Annotated in this window: 19 protein-coding genes; 3 read left to right on the forward strand and 16 right to left on the reverse strand. The window is 60.9% G+C overall.

Annotation, left to right across the window (positions count from 1 at the left end):
• Window positions 1–10 precede the first annotated feature (10 nt).
• From WKF55_01585 to WKF55_01605, 5 genes are all read right to left on the reverse strand, one after another.
• The gene (locus WKF55_01585; protein MEJ7758261.1) at window positions 11–499 is read right to left on the reverse strand and encodes a hypothetical protein; all 489 of its coding nucleotides are present in this window, start codon (window positions 497–499) and stop codon (window positions 11–13) included.
• On the reverse strand, window positions 496–894 hold the full coding sequence (locus WKF55_01590; GenBank protein MEJ7758262.1) for a helix-turn-helix domain-containing protein: 399 nt from the start codon (window positions 892–894) through the stop codon (window positions 496–498). Before WKF55_01590 ends, WKF55_01585 begins: the two co-directional genes overlap by 4 nt.
• Before the next feature lie 147 nt (window positions 895–1041).
• Window positions 1042–1587: a hypothetical protein gene (locus tag WKF55_01595; GenBank protein MEJ7758263.1), complete on the reverse strand. Its 546-nt coding sequence runs from the start codon at window positions 1585–1587 to the stop codon at window positions 1042–1044.
• An 81-nt stretch (window positions 1588–1668) separates the two neighbouring features.
• Complete coding sequence (locus WKF55_01600; protein ID MEJ7758264.1) at window positions 1669–3108, reverse strand: pitrilysin family protein; 1440 nt, start codon at window positions 3106–3108, stop codon at window positions 1669–1671.
• A complete protein-coding gene (locus tag WKF55_01605; GenBank protein MEJ7758265.1) occupies window positions 3108–4526 on the reverse strand; it encodes a pitrilysin family protein in 1419 nt (472 codons plus the stop codon). The genes WKF55_01600 and WKF55_01605 overlap by 1 nt, the downstream gene beginning before the upstream one ends.
• 341 nt (window positions 4527–4867) lie before the next feature.
• Here WKF55_01605 and WKF55_01610 point away from each other — a divergent pair, with 341 nt between their 5' ends.
• Together WKF55_01610 and WKF55_01615 are read left to right on the forward strand one after the other, a co-directional pair.
• A complete protein-coding gene (locus WKF55_01610) occupies window positions 4868–5251 on the forward strand; it encodes an MbcA/ParS/Xre antitoxin family protein (GenBank protein ID MEJ7758266.1) in 384 nt (127 codons plus the stop codon).
• Window positions 5211–5966 (forward strand): RES family NAD+ phosphorylase, encoded by a 756-nt coding sequence (locus WKF55_01615; protein MEJ7758267.1) that lies wholly within the window; start codon window positions 5211–5213, stop codon window positions 5964–5966. Before WKF55_01610 ends, WKF55_01615 begins: the two co-directional genes overlap by 41 nt.
• Window positions 5967–6019: 53 nt before the next feature.
• Here the strand turns inward: WKF55_01615 and WKF55_01620 are convergent, their stop codons facing one another.
• The 8 genes from WKF55_01620 to WKF55_01655 all read right to left on the reverse strand — a co-directional run bounded on the left by WKF55_01620 (window position 6020) and on the right by WKF55_01655 (window position 12771).
• Window positions 6020–6364 carry a hypothetical protein gene (locus tag WKF55_01620; protein MEJ7758268.1) on the reverse strand — a complete coding sequence of 115 codons (345 nt, stop codon included), beginning with the start codon at window positions 6362–6364 and terminating at the stop codon, window positions 6020–6022.
• 75 nt (window positions 6365–6439) lie between these two features.
• Window positions 6440–6913, reverse strand: a complete 474-nt coding sequence (locus tag WKF55_01625) for a DUF6036 family nucleotidyltransferase (GenBank protein MEJ7758269.1) — start codon at window positions 6911–6913, stop codon at window positions 6440–6442.
• 2 nt (window positions 6914–6915) lie between these two features.
• Entirely contained in the window at window positions 6916–7275 is a 360-nt protein-coding gene (locus tag WKF55_01630; GenBank protein ID MEJ7758270.1) for a hypothetical protein, read from the reverse strand.
• 139 nt (window positions 7276–7414) lie between these two features.
• On the reverse strand, window positions 7415–7831 hold the full coding sequence (locus WKF55_01635) for a type II toxin-antitoxin system VapC family toxin (GenBank protein ID MEJ7758271.1): 417 nt from the start codon (window positions 7829–7831) through the stop codon (window positions 7415–7417).
• Window positions 7828–8118, reverse strand: coding sequence for a type II toxin-antitoxin system prevent-host-death family antitoxin (locus tag WKF55_01640; protein MEJ7758272.1), 291 nt, complete (start codon window positions 8116–8118; stop codon window positions 7828–7830). Before WKF55_01640 ends, WKF55_01635 begins: the two co-directional genes overlap by 4 nt.
• Window positions 8119–8282: 164 nt before the next feature.
• Window positions 8283–11540 (reverse strand): amidohydrolase family protein, encoded by a 3258-nt coding sequence (locus WKF55_01645; GenBank protein ID MEJ7758273.1) that lies wholly within the window; start codon window positions 11538–11540, stop codon window positions 8283–8285.
• A 239-nt stretch (window positions 11541–11779) separates the two neighbouring features.
• On the reverse strand, window positions 11780–12031 hold the full coding sequence (locus WKF55_01650; GenBank protein ID MEJ7758274.1) for a VOC family protein: 252 nt from the start codon (window positions 12029–12031) through the stop codon (window positions 11780–11782).
• A 194-nt stretch (window positions 12032–12225) separates the two neighbouring features.
• Complete coding sequence (locus tag WKF55_01655; GenBank protein MEJ7758275.1) at window positions 12226–12771, reverse strand: GrpB family protein; 546 nt, start codon at window positions 12769–12771, stop codon at window positions 12226–12228.
• Window positions 12772–12914: 143 nt separating this feature from the next.
• Between WKF55_01655 and WKF55_01660 the strand changes: the two genes are divergently transcribed.
• On the forward strand, window positions 12915–14393 hold the full coding sequence (locus WKF55_01660) for a sulfatase (protein MEJ7758276.1): 1479 nt from the start codon (window positions 12915–12917) through the stop codon (window positions 14391–14393).
• Between the two features lie 70 nt (window positions 14394–14463).
• On the opposite strand, the gene WKF55_01665 is transcribed toward WKF55_01660, so the two are convergent.
• The 3 genes from WKF55_01665 to WKF55_01675 all read right to left on the reverse strand — a co-directional run bounded on the left by WKF55_01665 (window position 14464) and on the right by WKF55_01675 (window position 17856).
• Window positions 14464–14904: a hypothetical protein gene (locus WKF55_01665; GenBank protein ID MEJ7758277.1), complete on the reverse strand. Its 441-nt coding sequence runs from the start codon at window positions 14902–14904 to the stop codon at window positions 14464–14466.
• Window positions 14905–15730: 826 nt separating this feature from the next.
• Window positions 15731–16051 (reverse strand): hypothetical protein, encoded by a 321-nt coding sequence (locus WKF55_01670; GenBank protein ID MEJ7758278.1) that lies wholly within the window; start codon window positions 16049–16051, stop codon window positions 15731–15733.
• Window positions 16052–16248: 197 nt separating this feature from the next.
• Window positions 16249–17856, reverse strand: a complete 1608-nt coding sequence (locus WKF55_01675) for a hypothetical protein (protein MEJ7758279.1) — start codon at window positions 17854–17856, stop codon at window positions 16249–16251.
• Window positions 17857–18146 lie beyond the last annotated feature (290 nt).

An 18146-nucleotide genomic window follows, 5' to 3' on the forward strand; every position in this document is an offset into this window, starting at 1 on the left:
GCTCGTATCATCAGTCGTCGCGTTGTCGGATCTCCTCCCGCAACGCCTCGAGTTCCGCGATCACTTCGAAATCCTTTGGGCGGCCCGCTGCGCGCTTCACGTAAATGAGCCACGGCAGGTCGAGCAGTTGCACCTTCCGGTTGAAGATCGTAATTGTCAGCGAGTGAGGGAGCAGATCGTCATACCCGCCACCGCCGGTGATCTCGCCTAGCAGGTCGATCGCACCGGCTTTCGTCGTCAGCGTAAAGTTGAGTCCCGCCCGCAGTGTCGCGACCGACCACTCGAACGGCAGGCCCGCCGGTGCTCCGCGCAGGTACGGCTCCAGGGGCGCCAGTGCCTCGACCACGCGCGCGAGATTTGCCGGCGAGCGAGCATACGAAATGTCGATGTCGTCGGTAAGCCGCGATGATCCGTGCGCGCGGGCAGCTACGCCGCCCACCACTATGAACTCCACCTCGGCATCGGTGAGCGCCGCAAGCAGAAGCTCCAGCTGATTCATCGCGCACGCGCGGGTGATTTTCTGGTGGTCCGTTTTGCAAGCGTGGTGGCGTTCTGCAGCTCTCGCGAGGCATGCTGCCACTCCGACAGCGTGCGCAATCGCTCGTCGACGGACTTGCGCAGGTTCTCGCGTAGCAGGGTGCGGTCGACGTCGCGCTTGTAGCGTTCGACGATGGGATCCGGCGGGGCCAACGGTTCCAGAGTTACGGACAGCAGGAACCCGGTGGCGTTCGCACAGCGCACCAGCGTTTCGACGGTCGGATTGGTTCCACCGCGTTCAAGACTCGCGATGGCGGACTGGGAGGTGCCGACACGCTCGGCGAGATCGCGTTGCGTGAGTTTGCACTTCAGCCGCGCATCGAGTACCGCGCGATGGATATTTTCAATATCGTACACAGTATCAACATATCTTATGACTGATCAGAGTCAAATCCGATCGCTTTTCAGCGCTCGCAGGTTGATGCGCGTCACCGTTGATGCCGGCGGCAGTCAGCGTCGGGATCGGCTCGTTGGCCTCGACCGGCGGCAGCCATCGCATCCTGATCATCGTGGCAGGCTGGGACACCCAGCGCGATCGCCATGAAGCACGCCCTGGCCCTCGGAGCGCGCGATACTCCAGACTCCTGTCGGCTGCCGCACCACGTACACTCTATCAAAATTTCCGTAACCGGTCGACCGGCTCGCACCAGAACACTTCGTTGTAAACTGCGTCCGCACACGGACGCGGCCAGTATCTTTCGCGACCGTGAAAGGCCCGATGTCCAGTTCATAAAAGACAGTATCCTCCGGCAACACGGGCCGTTCGCGGAGGATCGTGCGAAGCTGTGTCTCGAGCAGTGCACGTTGCGGTTCGTCCGGCGGAAGTGCGACACGCCACGGCTGGCGCGCGGTATCCGTCGCAGTTCGTACCAGGTGCGCGCTCAGCGAGTTGACTACGTGAACCAGAATACGTTGCCAGGCTGTCGAGTCGGTCTTCAAAGGCGCCAGGAAATGGCCAGGGCGTGCTTGCGCGTCGACTGAACTGGCGTGGAAAGTAGCAGCGACAACCACCGCTACAAACACTTTCAGCGTTCCCACTGACATCAGCATGCCGGGAGCATGGGGATCTTTACCGTTGAAAAGAGGAGGACATCAAAGCGCAAGACTGCTGGCCGACACCAACATAACGACCTATCTGACCTTCGTCCCGTCCCGGCTCCACACCTCAACTGTCCCGAATTTTCTCGCACGGATCGGCGCTTCTATCTGAGCCAGATCCCCGACGACGACCATCGTGACCGCACCCGGTGCAAGCCGCTGCCGGGCGATCGCATTCAGCTCGGTGGCTGTTACCGCCCCCAGCCTCTCGCGATACGTGTTGTAGTAATCGAGCGGCATGCCGTAGATGAGCAGCGTCTGTAGCCGGCCCGCAAGCTCCTGCACGCTTTGCACCGATGCCGGGAAGCTCGCGACAAGGTTGTTCACGGCTGCCTGATACTCGGCCGCCGGTACCGGCTCGTCCACGATGCGCCGGAACTCGTTCATTACCTCTGCCAGCGCGGAATCCGTCGCGTTCGTTCTGACGGAGCTCGAAGCATAAAAGGTTCCAGCATTCTGGAGAGCCGACAGTGACGTGTTGGCGCCATAAGTGAAGCCGCGTCGCTCGCGCAGGTTGGTATTGATGCGGGAAGTGAAACCACCACCCATTATCCGGTTCAGCACTGTCATCCTGAAAAACTCGTCATTCACCGTCGCAATCCCGGGCACGCCAACGTAAATCGCCGACTGCACCGAGGCTGGCCGGTCAACGAGAATTACTCTGGCCGAGGTCGCGGCGTGGAACGGATTGGCTGGCAATGCGATCGTCGGCGCTGGTGTATTCCAGTCGCCGAAAAGACGGGTGACCATCGCGACGGCATCGGCAAGCGCAATATCCCCCACGAACAGGATCGTCGTATTGGCAGGGGAGTACATTCGCGCGTGCCAGCTGACGACGTCAGCGCGTGTGATCGCGCTGAGGGTGGCTGCAGTACCGGCGGGACTGCGGGAGTATGGAGCTTCCGGACGGTACATCGCCCGCGAGAATGTCCGGTCGGCAATCGCTTCCGCGCTCGACATTGCCTGTTCGTAGCCGGAGAGCGCCTGAGAGCGCACCCGCCCGAATTCGCGCTCGTCGAATGTGGGAGAGCGTATCGCCGTTGCCGCGAGGGCGAGCGCCTCGGGAAAGACGTTGCTCAACGAGGTAACGTTGACACCCGCAGAGCCGTAGCCCGCTGAGGAAGCTAGTTGAGCCGCCAGTCCGTCGATGCGCTGCGCCAAGGCAGCCGAGCTCAAGCCTCCGGCGCCTCCCTCGATGAGCAGAGAGCCGGCGAGCGAAGCGAGGCCGCTCTTTGCGGACGGCTCGTAAACCGACCCGGCGTTCACGATAATCCGTGCGTGCACAATCGGCAGCGAGCGGCGCTCGGCCACAGCAACACGGATGCCGTTGGGCAGGCGCATCTCGCGGATTTCAGGAACGCGGAAAGGACGGAGCGGCCCAGGTGCTGGCGGACTCTCGCGCTCGGGCTGCTGCGCCTCAGCGGGAGTTGCGAGCGCAAGGACGACCAGGCCGGTGAGCAGATAGCGGCGCATCAGTTGCCCCTCGGCGCGCTTTGCTGCGCAGCCGGAACGAAGATGAGTGTCACTCGATTGGCGGGTGTGAGATACGTAGATGCCACCGACCGCAGCTGCTCGAGAGTTACTGCGTCGAACTCCGCGAGACGACGGTTCACCCAGTCGGGATTCCCGTAGAACGTCTGCCCCTCGGCTAGGCGATCGGCACGGCCGCCGAACCCTCCCATTGTCTGCAATCCGTTGACGAACTGAAACCGCACTGCGGCTTTAACTCGCGCGAGCTGCTCCGGCGTGATTGCCACCACCGCGCTGTCGAGGGCGCTGCTGAGCGCATTCGCCAGCGAATCAGAATTGGCGCCGGGGCTACCGACGGCGTTGGCTATGAGCAGATCGGCGCCCTCCACCAGCCCGAGGCTGAATGCGGTAGCACTGGTCGCGGCCTGTCGCTCTCTCACCAGGCGGGAGAAGAGATGGCTGCTTCGACCGCTGCCAAGGACCGCAACCAGAAGGGGTACAGACGCAGAACCCTGTGCCCGCGTTGGTGGTACCCGGTGACCGATGAATACTGCCGGCGTGCGGGCATTCGCGTCATTTACGATCTCGCGCGCCGGAGTGGACAGGACAGAGGTTACCGCAGTCGAGCGAAGCGCCGGCCGTGGGACGCCGCGGGGAATAGTTCCGAAATATTTCCTGACCAGCGCCTTCGACGCATCAAGATCGATATCGCCCGCAATGACGACCACTGCGTTGTCGGGCGAGTAATACTGACTGAAGAAAGTCTTGACGTCCTGCAGCGTCTGGGCGGACAGATCCTGCATGGATCCCAGCACGGAATGGCTGTATGGATGACCGGCCGGAAACGCATACCCGATCATCTTCTCGATCCAGCTTCCGTACGGCTGGTTATCGGTCGACTGCCGCCGCTCGTTCTTTACTATCTCACGCTGCGCATCGACGGCCTGGATGGTGAGTGCTTCGCCCGCGGTGCGCATGTGATCAGCCTCGATCCACAACGCCAGATCGAGCTGGTTCGATGGCACCTGCTGGAAATAGTTCGTTCTATCGAAGCTGGTGGTACCGTTGATTTCGACTCCTGCTCGTCCGCCGGCCTGTTCCAGAAGGGCAAAGCGCTCCTGATCGCGGACGTTACGCGAGCCTTTGAAAAGCATGATGTGCTCGTAGATGTGAGCGAGTCCCGTGCGGCCGGGTTGTTCGTGCTTCGAGCCGACGTTGTACCAGGAGTTGACTGCCACAATGGGTGCCGAGCGGTCGACATGGTACACCACGTTCAACCCGTTTGGCAGCTTCTCGTGCACGTAGTCAATCCGCACGCTCGAGGTAACCGGCGGCCGGGCAATACTGGCGCCGGGTGCGGTAGTGCACTGCGGAAGGGCCAGAAGCGTGACCGGGACAGCTAGACGGAGCAGTTTTTTCATCAGGAAGCCGCGGGCTCTGCGACGGTGGAAGTTGATGGGCGCGATGCACGCTCATCGTTCATCTCCGGTACGATGGCAGAAATTAACGATGCACGCAATTCCGCGATGCGATGGCTGGAATTCAGTTCAAATGGAGGAGCGAATTTTCTTCAGAACCGCGAATTGAGGGCTTTTGCGGATCCAGGACCAACGGCAATCGACGATTGGCGACTTAGTGCGGAGCGAGGGCTTTACAGCCCGAAAGGGTACAGATCGGGAGGTCAGGTAAGTCATAAGACGTTATCCAACAGGGCAGAGCTACTCTTGCAGATGAAAGAAGTACGTCATAAATTTCATGTGTAATGACCGCCTCTCTCCTTGGCAGCACGCTTTCTCAGCCTGATCCATCCCCGGTTCTTGCCAAAGCGGCAATCGCTGCCGCGGCGCGCCTCGGGCTCCGCAACAAGCACCTGGCCGAGGTCATCGGGACGAGCGAGGCGTCGGTGTCGCGGTTGCGGAGCGGGCGGGGGCTCGACCCCGAACGGAAGGAAGGCGAGCTGGCACTGCTGTTTCTCCGCCTCTACCGGTCGCTCGACACACTCGTAGGCGGCGACGATGAAAAAGCGCGCCGCTGGCTGCACGCCGCGAATGATCACATTGGTGGAGTGCCTGCAGAGCGAATCCGGACCGTGGAGGGACTGATCGATGTCGTCCAGTATCTGGACGCGATGCGCGGGCGACTCTGAGCTTCGGCCGCTTCACATCTCGCCGTGGCGGGTGGTGGAAGCGCAGCATCAGGTGTCTACCCGCAAGCTCGTCGACTCAGCCGAAGAACAGGCGCTCCTCGAAGAGATGATCGACAGGGTTAAGCCAGCCGATCACACGAGGGGCCGGCTGCATTATCTGCTGTTCACGCCGTTCCGGTATCCACCGCTCAGGCATGGGTCCCGGTTTGGTGCTCGGCACGAGCGTGGAATCTGGTACGGTTCGATGGAGCGGCGAACGGCGTTCGCCGAAGTCGCCTACTACCGGCTTCTCTTTCTCGAGGGGAGCCGAGCTTCGCTTGGCACAGTGGAAACGCCACTCACGGCATTCAGTGCGCGCGTGCGCATCAGGCGGGGCATCGACCTCAGTGTGGCTCCGTTCGAAACTCATCGCCGGCTGATCTCGTCCCCCACCAGCTATCAATCATCGCAGTCACTTGGTACCGCCATGCGTGCGGCGGGTGTTGAAACGTTCATGTATTCGTCAGCACGCGATGCCGAAAACGGACTCAACGTCGGAGTTTTCGTCCCATCGGTATTTGGGGTTGCCAGACCCAAGTCGCTCGAGACGTGGCATTGTGCCGCAACGCGCGAGCGGGTGGACATTACGCAGGCCGACTACTTCAAGCGTAACAGATTTGCGTTTATGCGAGCGGAGTTCATGGTGCAGGGGGCGCTGCCGGCGCCAGCATTGTGAGCCATTGCGGCTCCGCTTGCACGCGTTGACAGATGGCCCTTTGTGGACGTGTGTCAGCCAGGTCTCGGCCGAAACAATGCGATGAGCACGCTGCTGGCAGCGAGACAACTTCCCAGTACAAATGCAACTGCCCAGAGTCCAAAAGCAGCTCTTGCACCGAGAAAGAATCCCACACCTCCCGCCGTCAGCGGGGCAACGATAAGAATGATGATCGCCTGAGTGTAAGCGGAGTGCCTGGTGCGGCGGCGCCCAATTGAAGCCGCCATGACTCCGGCCGCGAAGACTGTCGCGGCCAGCGCCATCCAGAGCATGCGGAAGTCGGATGCAGTTTGCCAGGCGCGGAACAATCCGAAGACAATCGGAGCTGCACCGAGCAGTATTGCCGCGACGATGCTCATTTGATGCTTAGCTGATCGTGCCATTGTATACGGACCCCCGAACAAAGATAAAAATGCCGCGGATAGCACACAAAATCATTTCGCGTGGCCTCTTCCGCGCAGTTTGCGAATTTCCTCCAGCACCTCTATATCAGCCGCATCCTGAAGCCTCCCCGTAAGCTTGGATTCGATAAGGTCGTCGATCGAAGCCGCCGGTACTGTAACTCCTTCTATGTCGAACGTCGTCGCGCCATGCCGGGCTAGTTCCCATTTCAGATTCCATGCGCGGGTGAGAATATCGACGTTGGGAGTGTCCCCGATCATCGTTACCACGCGCGATGCGACATCTTTCGCCAGATGCTCGGCCGCTAATCCAAAGCCGAGTGACGCAAGTGCTCGCAACACTCGTTTCGCGTTGGCAACCGTCGGCTCGATCAAAATATCGATGTCGCGGGTCGCTCGGGTCGTGCCCCAGAGCTGCATCGCCGTAGCGCCGACTATGACGTATTTCGCGCGTTCTGCATTCAATCGACTGCAGACACGCGCCAGACTTGTCTCATAATCCTTCACCGCTAGCGGCCTCGACTCCGCTTCCAGTCGAGAAAGTCCTCGTACCTGTCGAACATCACCAGTTGGTGTGTTCGGGGTTTCGACCGCGGCTTCGTCAATCGAACCGTCTCCTCGGCGGCGCGCACCCGGGCTTCAGGAGTCAGCTGCATGTCACGCTCGAGCTGCGCGCGCCGGGAATCTCCAAGGCCTTTTGCCGTGGGTACGGCCTCTCTGACGCCCGGATCCGCGGCATATCGCCGAATAGACTCGGCTATGATCCAGCTGCGGGACCGGTCGTGGCGTACCGCCAGTCGGTCGGCTGCCGCCAAATCAGCTGCCGGGAGGGTGATCGCAATTCGTGCAAAAGGCTTGGGCGCTGGCATATCGAGTAATACTGAGTATGCCTCAAGGATTCAATGCTGAGCCGAAACGAGTCATTCGGAACGAGTCGGCTTGGGGCGTTCCAGATAGTCGCGGCATCCAGCCTTCGCAGAGGCCAATACGGGACGCAACACGGCGTATTCAGGGCGTGGTAAACCCCTCACGCTCGGCGGCAGCGCGTAACCGCTCGTCGTACGTAATGAACACTCCGGAAGGGGTCGAGCCTGAGGATTCGAGGGCAGCCGCGAGTTGGAGCGCGTCAGGAGCGCGGAGCGGATGCAGCCGGAGCACACGTAATGCCTGGTCGCGGACGCTGTTGCCCGGCTGTATCTCGAACCAGCTGGCGCTGAGTGCATTGAGGAAGGCGCGCGCGGCACGCTCTTCCTTCGCGGTCAACTGCTCTTCACGGTACAGGCGGGCAATCGCCGACGCGCACTCGATCGCCGACCCCCACCACACGATCATCTCCGGGTCTTGCGCCACCATTCGCCGCGCATGCGCGGAACGCGGCTGCTCCAGGCAGAGCGGTACAAGCGCCGAAGAGTCCCAGAACCTCACGGACCTTCGCTTCGCTCGTCGAGCAATGCTGTCAACGATCTGCCTTTCGGATCCTTTGGACGCGGTCGCGTCCAGAAGTCGGCCGCGAGCGGCGCCGACGGGGGCCGCAATTGCCCGCTTCGCAACAGCATCTCGCGGCGACTCTCCTCGAGTTCTTCGCCGCGTACCGGCGTGAGGCGCGCAATCAACCGACCGCGATCGGTAACCAGCACGTCTTCCCCCTGACGGACGATATCGAGAAACGCGCTGAGGCGAGCCTTGAGTTCGGAGATCGAAACGCTTGTCATATGACTAAACTAGTCCTCGCTACATGTCCCATCAAGTCATCAGTTATCTGCCGCCATCCGTCGCTTCAGCGGCGGAGCGTCGCTTCGATCGGCTGCCATGCTCACCTCAGTGCAGCTCAAGCAAGCATTCTGCTCCGATGACCATGGTTCGAGCGCTTCGTCACCTACTCCCTCCAGGTCGGCTTTGGAGCCGGGGACGCGTGATTGCCGATCTGCGCCATGTTGCTGGCATCGAAGATCCGGCCGTTCACCACCACATACCGTATCGTCGCTGTGTTCTTGATATCTGTGAGCGGGCTCGCGTCTAGGATTAGCATGTCAGCCAGCTTGCCGCTCTCGAGCGAGCCAATGTCGCCATCAAGGCCGAGCGCCCGGGCGCCGTTCAATGTCGCAGCGCGAAGGGCCTCGTGATTTGACATGCCGCCCATCGCCATCATCCACGTTTCCCAGTGCTCGCCCAGCCCGTCGAGCTGCCCATGGGCGCCAGTCGTTACCACGACCCCGCGGTCGCTGAGCGCTTTCGCCGCCTTTGAGACATCAACAAAGAAATAGTCGTCATTTGCGGCCATCTGCCGGCGCCGCGAGCGTGCATCGATTTGCCCCAGCGGATTGAAGTACTGAAGCTTTGCATTCTCCCATACGTTCGTGCTCTGGTACCAATAGTTCTCGCCGCTCATTCCGCCGTAATTCACAATCAGTGTCGGCGTGTATGCGGTCTTCGATTCCGATATCAGTCGCAGCATGTCCTCATACAGCGGCGCAACGGGAATGTTGTGCTCGATGGTGGTGTGCCCGTCGAGGAACATCGTGGTGTTTACCGAGAACGTCGATCCACCTTCGGGAACTACCATCATGCCGAGCTGTCGAGCGGCTTCGACAATCTGTTGCCGGGCGTCGCGGCGTGGCTGGTTGTAACTCTTTACCGAAAAGGCGCCCACGGCCTGCATGCGGCGCAGGTGCGTCAACGCATCGTCGAAAGATGTCGTGATCGCCTTCGAATTTCCTTCCGCCCCATACAGGATCGTGCCCGTCGAGAACAGGCGCGGCGCAATCATCCCCCCGGCACGCGCTGTCTCTGACGTCGAGAAGAACATCTCGGTCGAGCTCGACGGATCATGCATCGTCGTGGTACCGAAGGCGAGACTCGCGAGGAACCCGGAGTTGGTGCGGGGCGAAATACCGTTCGATCCGGTTCCTATGTGCGCATGTGCATCGACGAGCCCGGGGACAATGAATTTTCCTGCCACGTCGATCCGGCGAGTACCAGCAGGAATCTGGATATCGGCGCCGGTGCCCACGTATATAATGCGATTCCGATTCACCAGGATTGTCGCGTTCGAGATTATCTCGTTGCCCTTCATGGTGATCACCGTCGCCCCCGTAAGAGCGAGTCGGCCCGTAGGCCGGTCTGCCTGGGCCTTGAATCCTATTGGTACTCCCTTGCTCTCCGGGTCTTTCCGGAGTGTCGTCGTATCCTGGGTCTCGAATGCAAATGTCGCCGAGATGTCACGCTGGAACAGCTCGGGACCGAGCGCCCAGTACACCCGGCGCGAATCGGGCGTCCAGTGCAGATACAGACCTGCATCGCGCGAGATGCGTTTTGCCGGGAAGTCCGTGACGTTCGTGTTGACGTCGACTCCCCGTCCGGTCAGCGGCAGCGGCGAGACGTAAGCATTGAATCGCTCTACCCACGCCACAAACTTCTCGTCGGGTGAAGGCACGAAGTCGCTGGCGTTGTCGGCCAGCAGATGGACGCGCCGTTCGCCGCCGGTGAGGTTGACGCTGATGAGGGCTGTTTTCAGTGCCTCTTGCGCGGCAAGGAAGATTCGGTCTCCCGACTTGTTGAACCTCGGTCGCTGGCCATCTTCAGTGACAAGCCTCGGCTCGCCACCGCTTGCCGCTACTATATAGACGCCGCGGTCCTGACTGTAGTGCTCAGATCTGACGCCGTCCCCGCCGATGCGACGGAAAACAATCTGCCTGCCATCCCCGGAGAATCCGGGCTCGACGTAGTGGCCGAGCCTCGTGGTGATTTTCCGTCCGCGACGTCCATCCAGTCCGACGGTGCGTATCGCGCCAAGCGATTCGTCGTTCCATGTCGCATAGACAATTGAGCGTCCATCGCTCGACCACGATGGGAAGAGCTCGTCATTTGCCGAATCATTCGTCAGCCGACGCGGCTTGCCGTTGGGCAGATCCTTGAGCCAAAGCTTGCCGAGTGATGTGTAGACGACTCGGCGCTGGTCCGGCGAGACGGTGACCCATCGAAGCATCTTTACGTCGAAGCTGTCTGGCGCGATGCGCTGCGGTGTGCGCACCGCTTCGGTGATAGTCTGCCGGATGCGCGCGGTGAATGGAATGTTCGTCACGCGGCCAGAGGTCATGTTTACGGAATTGATCCTGCCCCCGGCCCATATCACAACCGACTTGCCATCGGGCATCCAGTCGTATCCGGGATACGTGCCGTAGATCGCCCATGCTTCCTGCTGGTCATGGTCGAGGCCGTCCCACACGGCGCGCTCGCGGCCGCTCTCGAGGTCGCGCGTCCAGAGAACGCTCCTGAGTCCAACGCGGCGGACAAATGCCATGGTCTTTCCGTCGGGTGAGAGCTGTGGACGGAGAGCGCTGCCAGCACCGCCAATGGCAGTTGTTCGTGTGCCGGTCTGCCGGTCGAACCGCTGGACCACGTACACCTGGCCATGTGCGTCGCGATTGTACTGGAATCCGCCACCAGGGGAGACGTCTTCGGTGAAGTAGACGTACCGTCCGTCGTTCGAGACGATCGGCTCTGTCGCGTTCTGTTCCCAGTTGCGGCGGTCGGTGAGCTTGAGCCCGTTGCCGCCGGACGCGTGATAGAGCCACATCTCGCCGGCGCCGAGGGAGCGGGTGTTGCGGAAGTGCTTGCGGTTGACGAGGTATTGTCCGTCGGGCGTCCATGCGGGGTTGGAGACTTCGCGCTCCTTGTCCTTGCTGACCTGCCGCAGGTCCTTTCCGTTCACGTCCATTGTCCACGCGTTGGTGATTCCGTCGCGATCGGACGCGAATGCGATGCGCCTGCCGTTTGGTGAAAAGCGCGGCTGCATTTCGTATGCGGCACCGCCGAGCATGAGTGTCGCTGCGCCGCCGGTTACCGGCATGCTGTAGATGTCGCCCACGAGATCGAAGACGATCGTCTTGCCGTCGGGCGAGACGTCGAGGGACATCCATGTGCCCTGCGACACTTCGTAGTCGATGTCTTTCGACCTGGCTCGCTTTTCGAGGACGTTCCACTTCGCCGGTACGGCTGTGCTGGCGGAGGGCGGAGCGCTGCCGGAGGGTGGCGTTGGTGGCGGCGGAGCGGGCGGGTCCTGTGCGTACAGCGGAAAGGCGAGGATCAGGGCAGCGAGGATGGTGGGCTTGAGCATTGGATATGGTGTGGACATGGAGACAGCGAATCGATGCGCAGGGACGAATCGTCTTCGACCCTGCGACGGACGCGGTAGCCTGCGCCGGCGGCGGAGGCCATTGCTTCAGTGCTTCATTCGGGTTGCGTGATGGTGAGCTTGTACCCGTCAGGGTCAGTTACGGCGAATGCAATCGGCCCCCACGGAAGTGGTGCGGGCCATTGTCCAGCGCGATCCCGAAATCTTTTGCACGTTCTGCCATTGCTTCGAGGTCCTGTTCAGTTTCGATCCATAAGCCGGACGCCTATGCCTTTCGCGCGGTCGCGGCCCTTGCTGAAATCATCCTGCGAGATTCCAAGCCGGGCATTCCCTGCTTCAAACCGGGCACCCAGAACTTTGCCGTCATCGCCCTTCATTTCCTCCTTCACGTTGAACCCCAGTCCATCCCTGTAAAAGCGAATGCTTTGATCCACATCATTTACCGTCAGACTCGGCTCGAGGCCTCGGGCTTTCAGTGCTTCTTCGGTCATGATACTCTCCCTCTGTCTTGCAATGTGAGACTGCAAATGATCTCAACGACGCATCGAGACTGCAAGCGACGGCCCATTGGGCAATGCAGCCAGGACTTTTGGGTCGCGTGGATCCGTTCTGCGACGCTCGATGCGGGTACTCGCGGAGGTACTGCGCTGCTCGTGAACTACGCGTACCTCGATGGCCGTCAGCTTCAACGATCGCGATTCGACCGACCACCGATGTTTGATTCGCGCTTCCACATAGCGGCTCGCTGGTCAACATCCCGGATGAACGCTGTCTTGCCATCGCTGTAACACTGCATATCACCCAGGCAGCTGCTTGCCAGTGTTTGCTTCAGTGCACCATACGCCAAAGCTACGGCCGGATGGGCGCGGAGGTAGTCGCGGAAATCGAGGTGGCGCGCGATCTCGCTCGAACCTTGAGCGAAGGCGTGAACCTGGTGCGTGCGTCGTCCAGCGGAGTTGTCTTTCCGGAAGTAGCGCCTGCATGGAATGCCGAACTCACCCATCACCTGATAGCCGAGGGCGCTGTATGCCGCTCCCCGTGTGTCCAGCGCCTCCACGCTCGGAGCAACCGCCAATATGTCGATCACGGGCTTTGCAATGAGTCCCGCTATAGCGGTGCTCCCAATGTGGTGGAGATCGAGGGGGAGGTCGCCGAGGGCTTTTGTGAGCCGCTCCGCTTCCCGGGCGAACTCGCTTGCCCACGCGGGATCGTGTTGGGCGAGTACGATCATTTCACCGCCCGATGGGTTTCAGGGGCCCACATTCATGCAGCCTTTTTTCAGACTGGTGCAAATATATGAACGGACCAGATCGGCGCAGTGCCACGCTCGTATGTTAGAAGACCATGCAATCATCCTATAGTACAAGGCGCTGCGTGATCGCGCTTGCGCTCGGGCTCCTTGTCGCCGGCGCACCCATGCGCCGCGCTGATGCGCAGGCGACCGTCACGTCTGCGGCGGCCGAGCGGAAAAACGTCCTGCTGATTCTCGTCGACGACTTGCGGCCGGAGATTGGCGCATACGGAAGCGCGCGCGCCATTACGCCGAACATGGATCGTCTGGCGGCAACAGGTGTGTTGTTCGAACGGGCCTACACGCAGATCGCCGTCTGCGCGCCGTCGCGCGCTGCGTTGCTCACCGGGTTAAGGCCCGACTCGACGCGCATCTATGACCTCGTGACGCCACTCCGCACGGTTATGCCGGCCACGATGACGATGCCGCGATTCTTCAAGTCGCAGGGATACACGACGATGTCGTTGGGCAAGGTCTATCATCATCACGATGATGACCCACAGGGATGGAGCATGCCCCCGCTGGATGCGGAGGGTGCCTGGCACGGGCGCGGTTACCTTGCGGAGTCGTCGATCCGCGCCGTCGAGTCGTTCGCCGCGACGCGCGGCACGGGCAGCGGAGGGCGCGGACCCGCATTTGAGGCGGCAAACGTGCCCGACACCGCGTATCCCGACGGCAAGCTCGCGAACCTGGCGATCGAACGGCTCATCAAGCGCTCCGTCGGCGTACCGTTTTTTCTCGCCGTCGGTTTCAACAAGCCGCACTTGCCATTCAACGCTCCGCAGAAGTACTGGAATCTGTATCCGGCCGAGCGCGTCATGCTGCCGTCGAATGATTACCCACCGTCTAATGTCACGCCGTACACGCTCACGACCTTCGGCGAGCTGCGTGCGTACACCGACATGCCCAAGCAGGGGAATCTGTCGCCGGAGCAGGCGCGCGCGCTCAACCGTGGGTATCTCGCCAGCGTGTCCTACGTTGACGCGCAGATTGGCCGCGTGCTCGACGCCCTCAACAGCCTGGGGCTCACCCGCAACACCATCGTCGTGCTCTGGGGGGACCACGGCTACAAGCTCGGCGAGCATGCGCAGTGGACGAAGCACGCCAATTTCGAGCTCGATACGCGCATCCCGTTGATTGTTCGAGCGCCGGGCGTGACGTCCCCTGGCGGCCGCAGCCGGGCGTTCGTGGAAACCGTCGATGTGTTCGCCACGGTGAGCGAGCTAGCCGGCCTCCCCATACCGCCACAGCAGGGAACGAGCATGGTGCCCGTGCTCGCTAACCCGTTGCGCGACTGGAAGACTGCGGCATTCAGTCAGTTTCCGCGCGAGGCAGGGAACCGCGTCATGGGTCGAAGCATCCGCACTGATCGCTACCGCTACGTCGAGTGGACGCGCGAGGCCACTGGAGAGGTGCTCGCCCGCGAGTTGTACGATCACGCCACTGACCCGCAGGAGAACGCGAACGTCGCCGCCATGTCTCGTCGTGCGTCGACAGTCGCGAGCCTCGCGCGACGGCTCAGGGAAGGCTGGCGTGCAGCACGTCCGGGAGACAATCGATAAGCGTACTGGGCGCCACCGCTGCGAGCAGCAGAAGCTATCGCTTGACAGCTTCGGCGGACGTTTGGTGGAATCAGCGAGCGACAGGCTCCGTTCCACGCAATGTTTTCCTGAAGGCAGGCCGCAGCGAAATATTGATGATGCCGAATCGGGCCGCCTCTCCATGGACGGAAAGCGCCGTCGAGTCCGCGGTCTTCATGATCGCCATGCTTTCAATCTGATTAGGGTCGAGCGCTGCAAGTACTTGTTCGCGGCGAACTCGACCGGGGCCAATTGTGTCCGTCGGGAGGAGAGTGCCATCGACAATGATAAGCGGAATGCGTTGCGGCCCTCGTGGAACACAGCCATATAATCGCATTCGCGCTCCACGTCGGTGCTCGCAGGCAGCGACGTACTCGCTGTCGCTGAGAGCGCGGCGTTCGTGGAGGATCTTCGGCGTGGATGCTGTCTGCACGAGCCGATCTGGCGCGCACCCGGTGACTGCGAGAATTCCAAACAGGAGGTGGTTTTTCATGTCCAGCCCTGAAGAGGGGTCAGCAGCCTGACGCCGTAGCTCGGCTGCGGGTATATGAATAAAATGGCGGCGAGCGCAACGCGATAGCTACACTCGTCTGCCGGAGCCAAGGCCATCAGGCAACTGAAATCGTCGCCAGGAGGAGGCCGAGATACCGGGCCTTCGGCCGCCGCAATTCTGGCATCCGCGGATTGGTAAGCGGTTAAGTGCTATTTATCGACGCCGGCTCAACGTATCGTCGGCCTCGTCGCACAATTCTGGCAGTGCCCGGCTTATATGCGAGCCAAAGCTCAGCGTCACAAGCCAACTCGATAGATTCGGATTGTGCGGATATTCCGCTGCGAGACCGGCGCTCATTGCGGTGTAGCGCGCCAGCAGCACCATGCGTCGCTCACGATAGTTGGCCAGCAGTTTCTCTGCGGTTTTGGGCGGCGCCTCGCGGATGAAGAACAGCTTGACAGGATCTCCGTGCGGCCCGGCACCGGATCTACCGGTTCGGATAGCCAGGCCGTCAGCGCCGCGCGCCCTCGCTCAGTGATCTGATACGCGATGCGCCGCGATTCGCGCGGACGCCTTACCGGACTGACGAGCCCGGCCGAGTGTAGCGGCAAGCGCCTTGTCCGATCGGAGCGGGGAGCGGAATGCCATCGACAGACTCTAGCGCGTTAGACACCCGAGACTGGGCTCAGGTCTGGGCTGGTCAGCACGGAACAGGCGACCGACAAGAGGCTGAATGCTGTTATCCGCAGTGCAAACGTTGCTGGCTTATGTGAGTAGATGCAGACTCTGCGCGCCATATCCACCGCACACGAGCTGCGCCTCGCTCTCAACGGCGCGCACCATAAAGCCGTGCTCTCTTGAACACGTACTTCCTCCCTCCCCGGTCGAGCCTGAACAGCACGTTGCCAGGCGGTGGCGCGTCCACGGTCTCGGCACGGATGCGATACCTGCCGAAACCCCGCTCCGAGCGGAACTCTACCTCCGTCCCGTGCAGGCTCCACTCACCGAAGTCTGCCAGCGGATCCGCACCCTCAAGAGGAACCCTGCTGGGGTCGCAGAGCGGCCGCGCATTCGCATCGATAGTGAACAATGGCCGGCGACTTCCGACCATTGGGGAGAGCCCCATGTCGCCTTCAATAATCGCCAAAGGGCAAGCGCCTTGTCCGATCGGGGCGGGAAGCGGGCCGCCGTCGACAGACTCTAGCTTGTATATGCCCGAAACCGGACTCAAGTCTGGGCCGGTCAGAACGGAACATGCGACCGACCAGAAACAAATTGCAGTTAGCCGCGTCAGGCTACGCGCTTGATTAAGCGCCCAACCGCGTGTCCTCACACCCACAGCAGTCACCCACCCCCCAAAGCAAATCCGTAAGCCTGCAGGCTTTCATAATATGCTCCGGCACACGCGGCATTATAATATGACCACCCACAGAATGGTCGATCTGACTCCCAGTAGAACTCCGTATAATGCCTAGTTGAAGTAATCCTGTCGGAAACCGGCGTCAGCGGATACGAGCCGATAAACTCGCTCCCCGAGCCTTCGTGCCCCAAATTGTGTGAGCTCTCGAAATCGAGGGTGTAATAGTTGCCCGACGGCCGGTCGCAGTTATCGAAATGCGCAAAGCCGCCCTCATCACAATCGTTTTCGGTCCTGTAGTTCGAGTGCTTGTTCTGAGCAGCCCAGATCCTGGGAGCGCCGTACGCTGGGGAATATTCCGCATCCTCCAGAGCAGATGCCGGGTAACCCGCAGTACTTTCTGCGGAAGTTCGCCAATGAGCTGACAAGGTACCGTATTTCAGTGCCCAGGGCGCCGTGCTACCAGACGGGGACGGGCCAACCTCAAGGATAATCCATTCCGAATCGCCCGCATGCGGATTGCAGTCAGGATAAAGAATAGGGCAGCTGAACGCCGGGCCGCAGTCATAGACGTAGGAAAGGGCGTAGAAGATGTAGATCACGCCGCCCCAGTCTGGAGAATTGGATTGGCGGACGGCAAAATGAGGCGCCCGGCGCGTGTCGCAGTCGTCAGACATGAAGACCATTTGCGGCCGAAATGCTGCCGCGAGCTCGTACTCGCAGCCATCATCTACGCCATCCTGATCTCGATCCACAGTCTGGTCGAAGTATCCGGGCCTGAAACAGTCACCATAGTTTTTTCCACTGGGAATCGATACGCCGGTTGGTCTTGGAGGACCCCCGTCGCCACAGCCCTCCGGTGGGCACTCGTCAACGCGCCGCGGAGTCAGACCACCATTTGCCTTGATGGAACTATCGCCACGCTGACGATAAACGGCGAGTTCCTCTTCAATCGTTCCGACAGTGTTCCGCACCTGCTTCGCAGCCGCACTCCGCTTGGCTTCAGGGTCGGCCCCAAAGTCTGTTTCCGCGGCGGTGATCTCAAGAAACGGATACTTGGAATCGGTTAGAATGCCGTGTGGCATCGGAGTTCCAAGTACGGAATAAGCAATCTCACTGCCGGGAGAACTACGGAACTTCTGCCCACGTTCTCCGAGCGTAAGCGAAATTCCCTTGACCGCTATATCTGCAGTTCCCCGCCAGCTCAAGCGATCTACAGAACGTCGTAAAACGATCTGGAGTCCGCCCCGCACACTTGCGAGGCGCGCGAGTTCTACCCTGCTAATACCGGTCGCTCGGGACACCTTATCGGCGAGCAAGACTCCCCGGCTTCCCCGAAGGTAGCTCGAAAGATGAATGCGATGCTGGGGAAAGGGGGAATCTCTCAGATCCTCGAAAAGAGCCCTGCGGAGGGATTCGTCGGACAAGGCGATGGCGACAAAGCGCGCCAGCGAGTCGGCTGCGGCGCTGTCCCCCGGCTGGAGCGCAGGAATAACGCCCGGGGAATTCCCGGTCGCAATCGCTCCAGAGATCCGCATTGGACCCACCGGCACGTCTTCGTTACAAGCTGGAAGTGCGAGTGCGACTAGGGCCATCACCGCGAAGCGGATCCCGATACGATGCGGCGAACACGATGTTTTTTTCACGGAGGTCCGTTGTGGAAAGATGGAGCTGGGTGTGTTCGTAATCACGGACAGGGCGCCATCGCTCCGAATCAGAAGCGCTCGGAATGCTGGCGAGCAGGCCATGGTGACGAAGCATTGTTTCGTCGCTATCCATTCTAACGAACTGTCACCGGCTTCGAAACAATTGATTTATGTCGATATCCCAGCCGTCCCGATTCACCCCTCCCCCGGCCTTGGGACACCCGCAATCTCTTCAATCG

It is taken from the genome of Gemmatimonadaceae bacterium, assembly GCA_037721215.1.
Classification (GTDB): domain Bacteria; phylum Gemmatimonadota; class Gemmatimonadetes; order Gemmatimonadales; family Gemmatimonadaceae; genus UBA4720.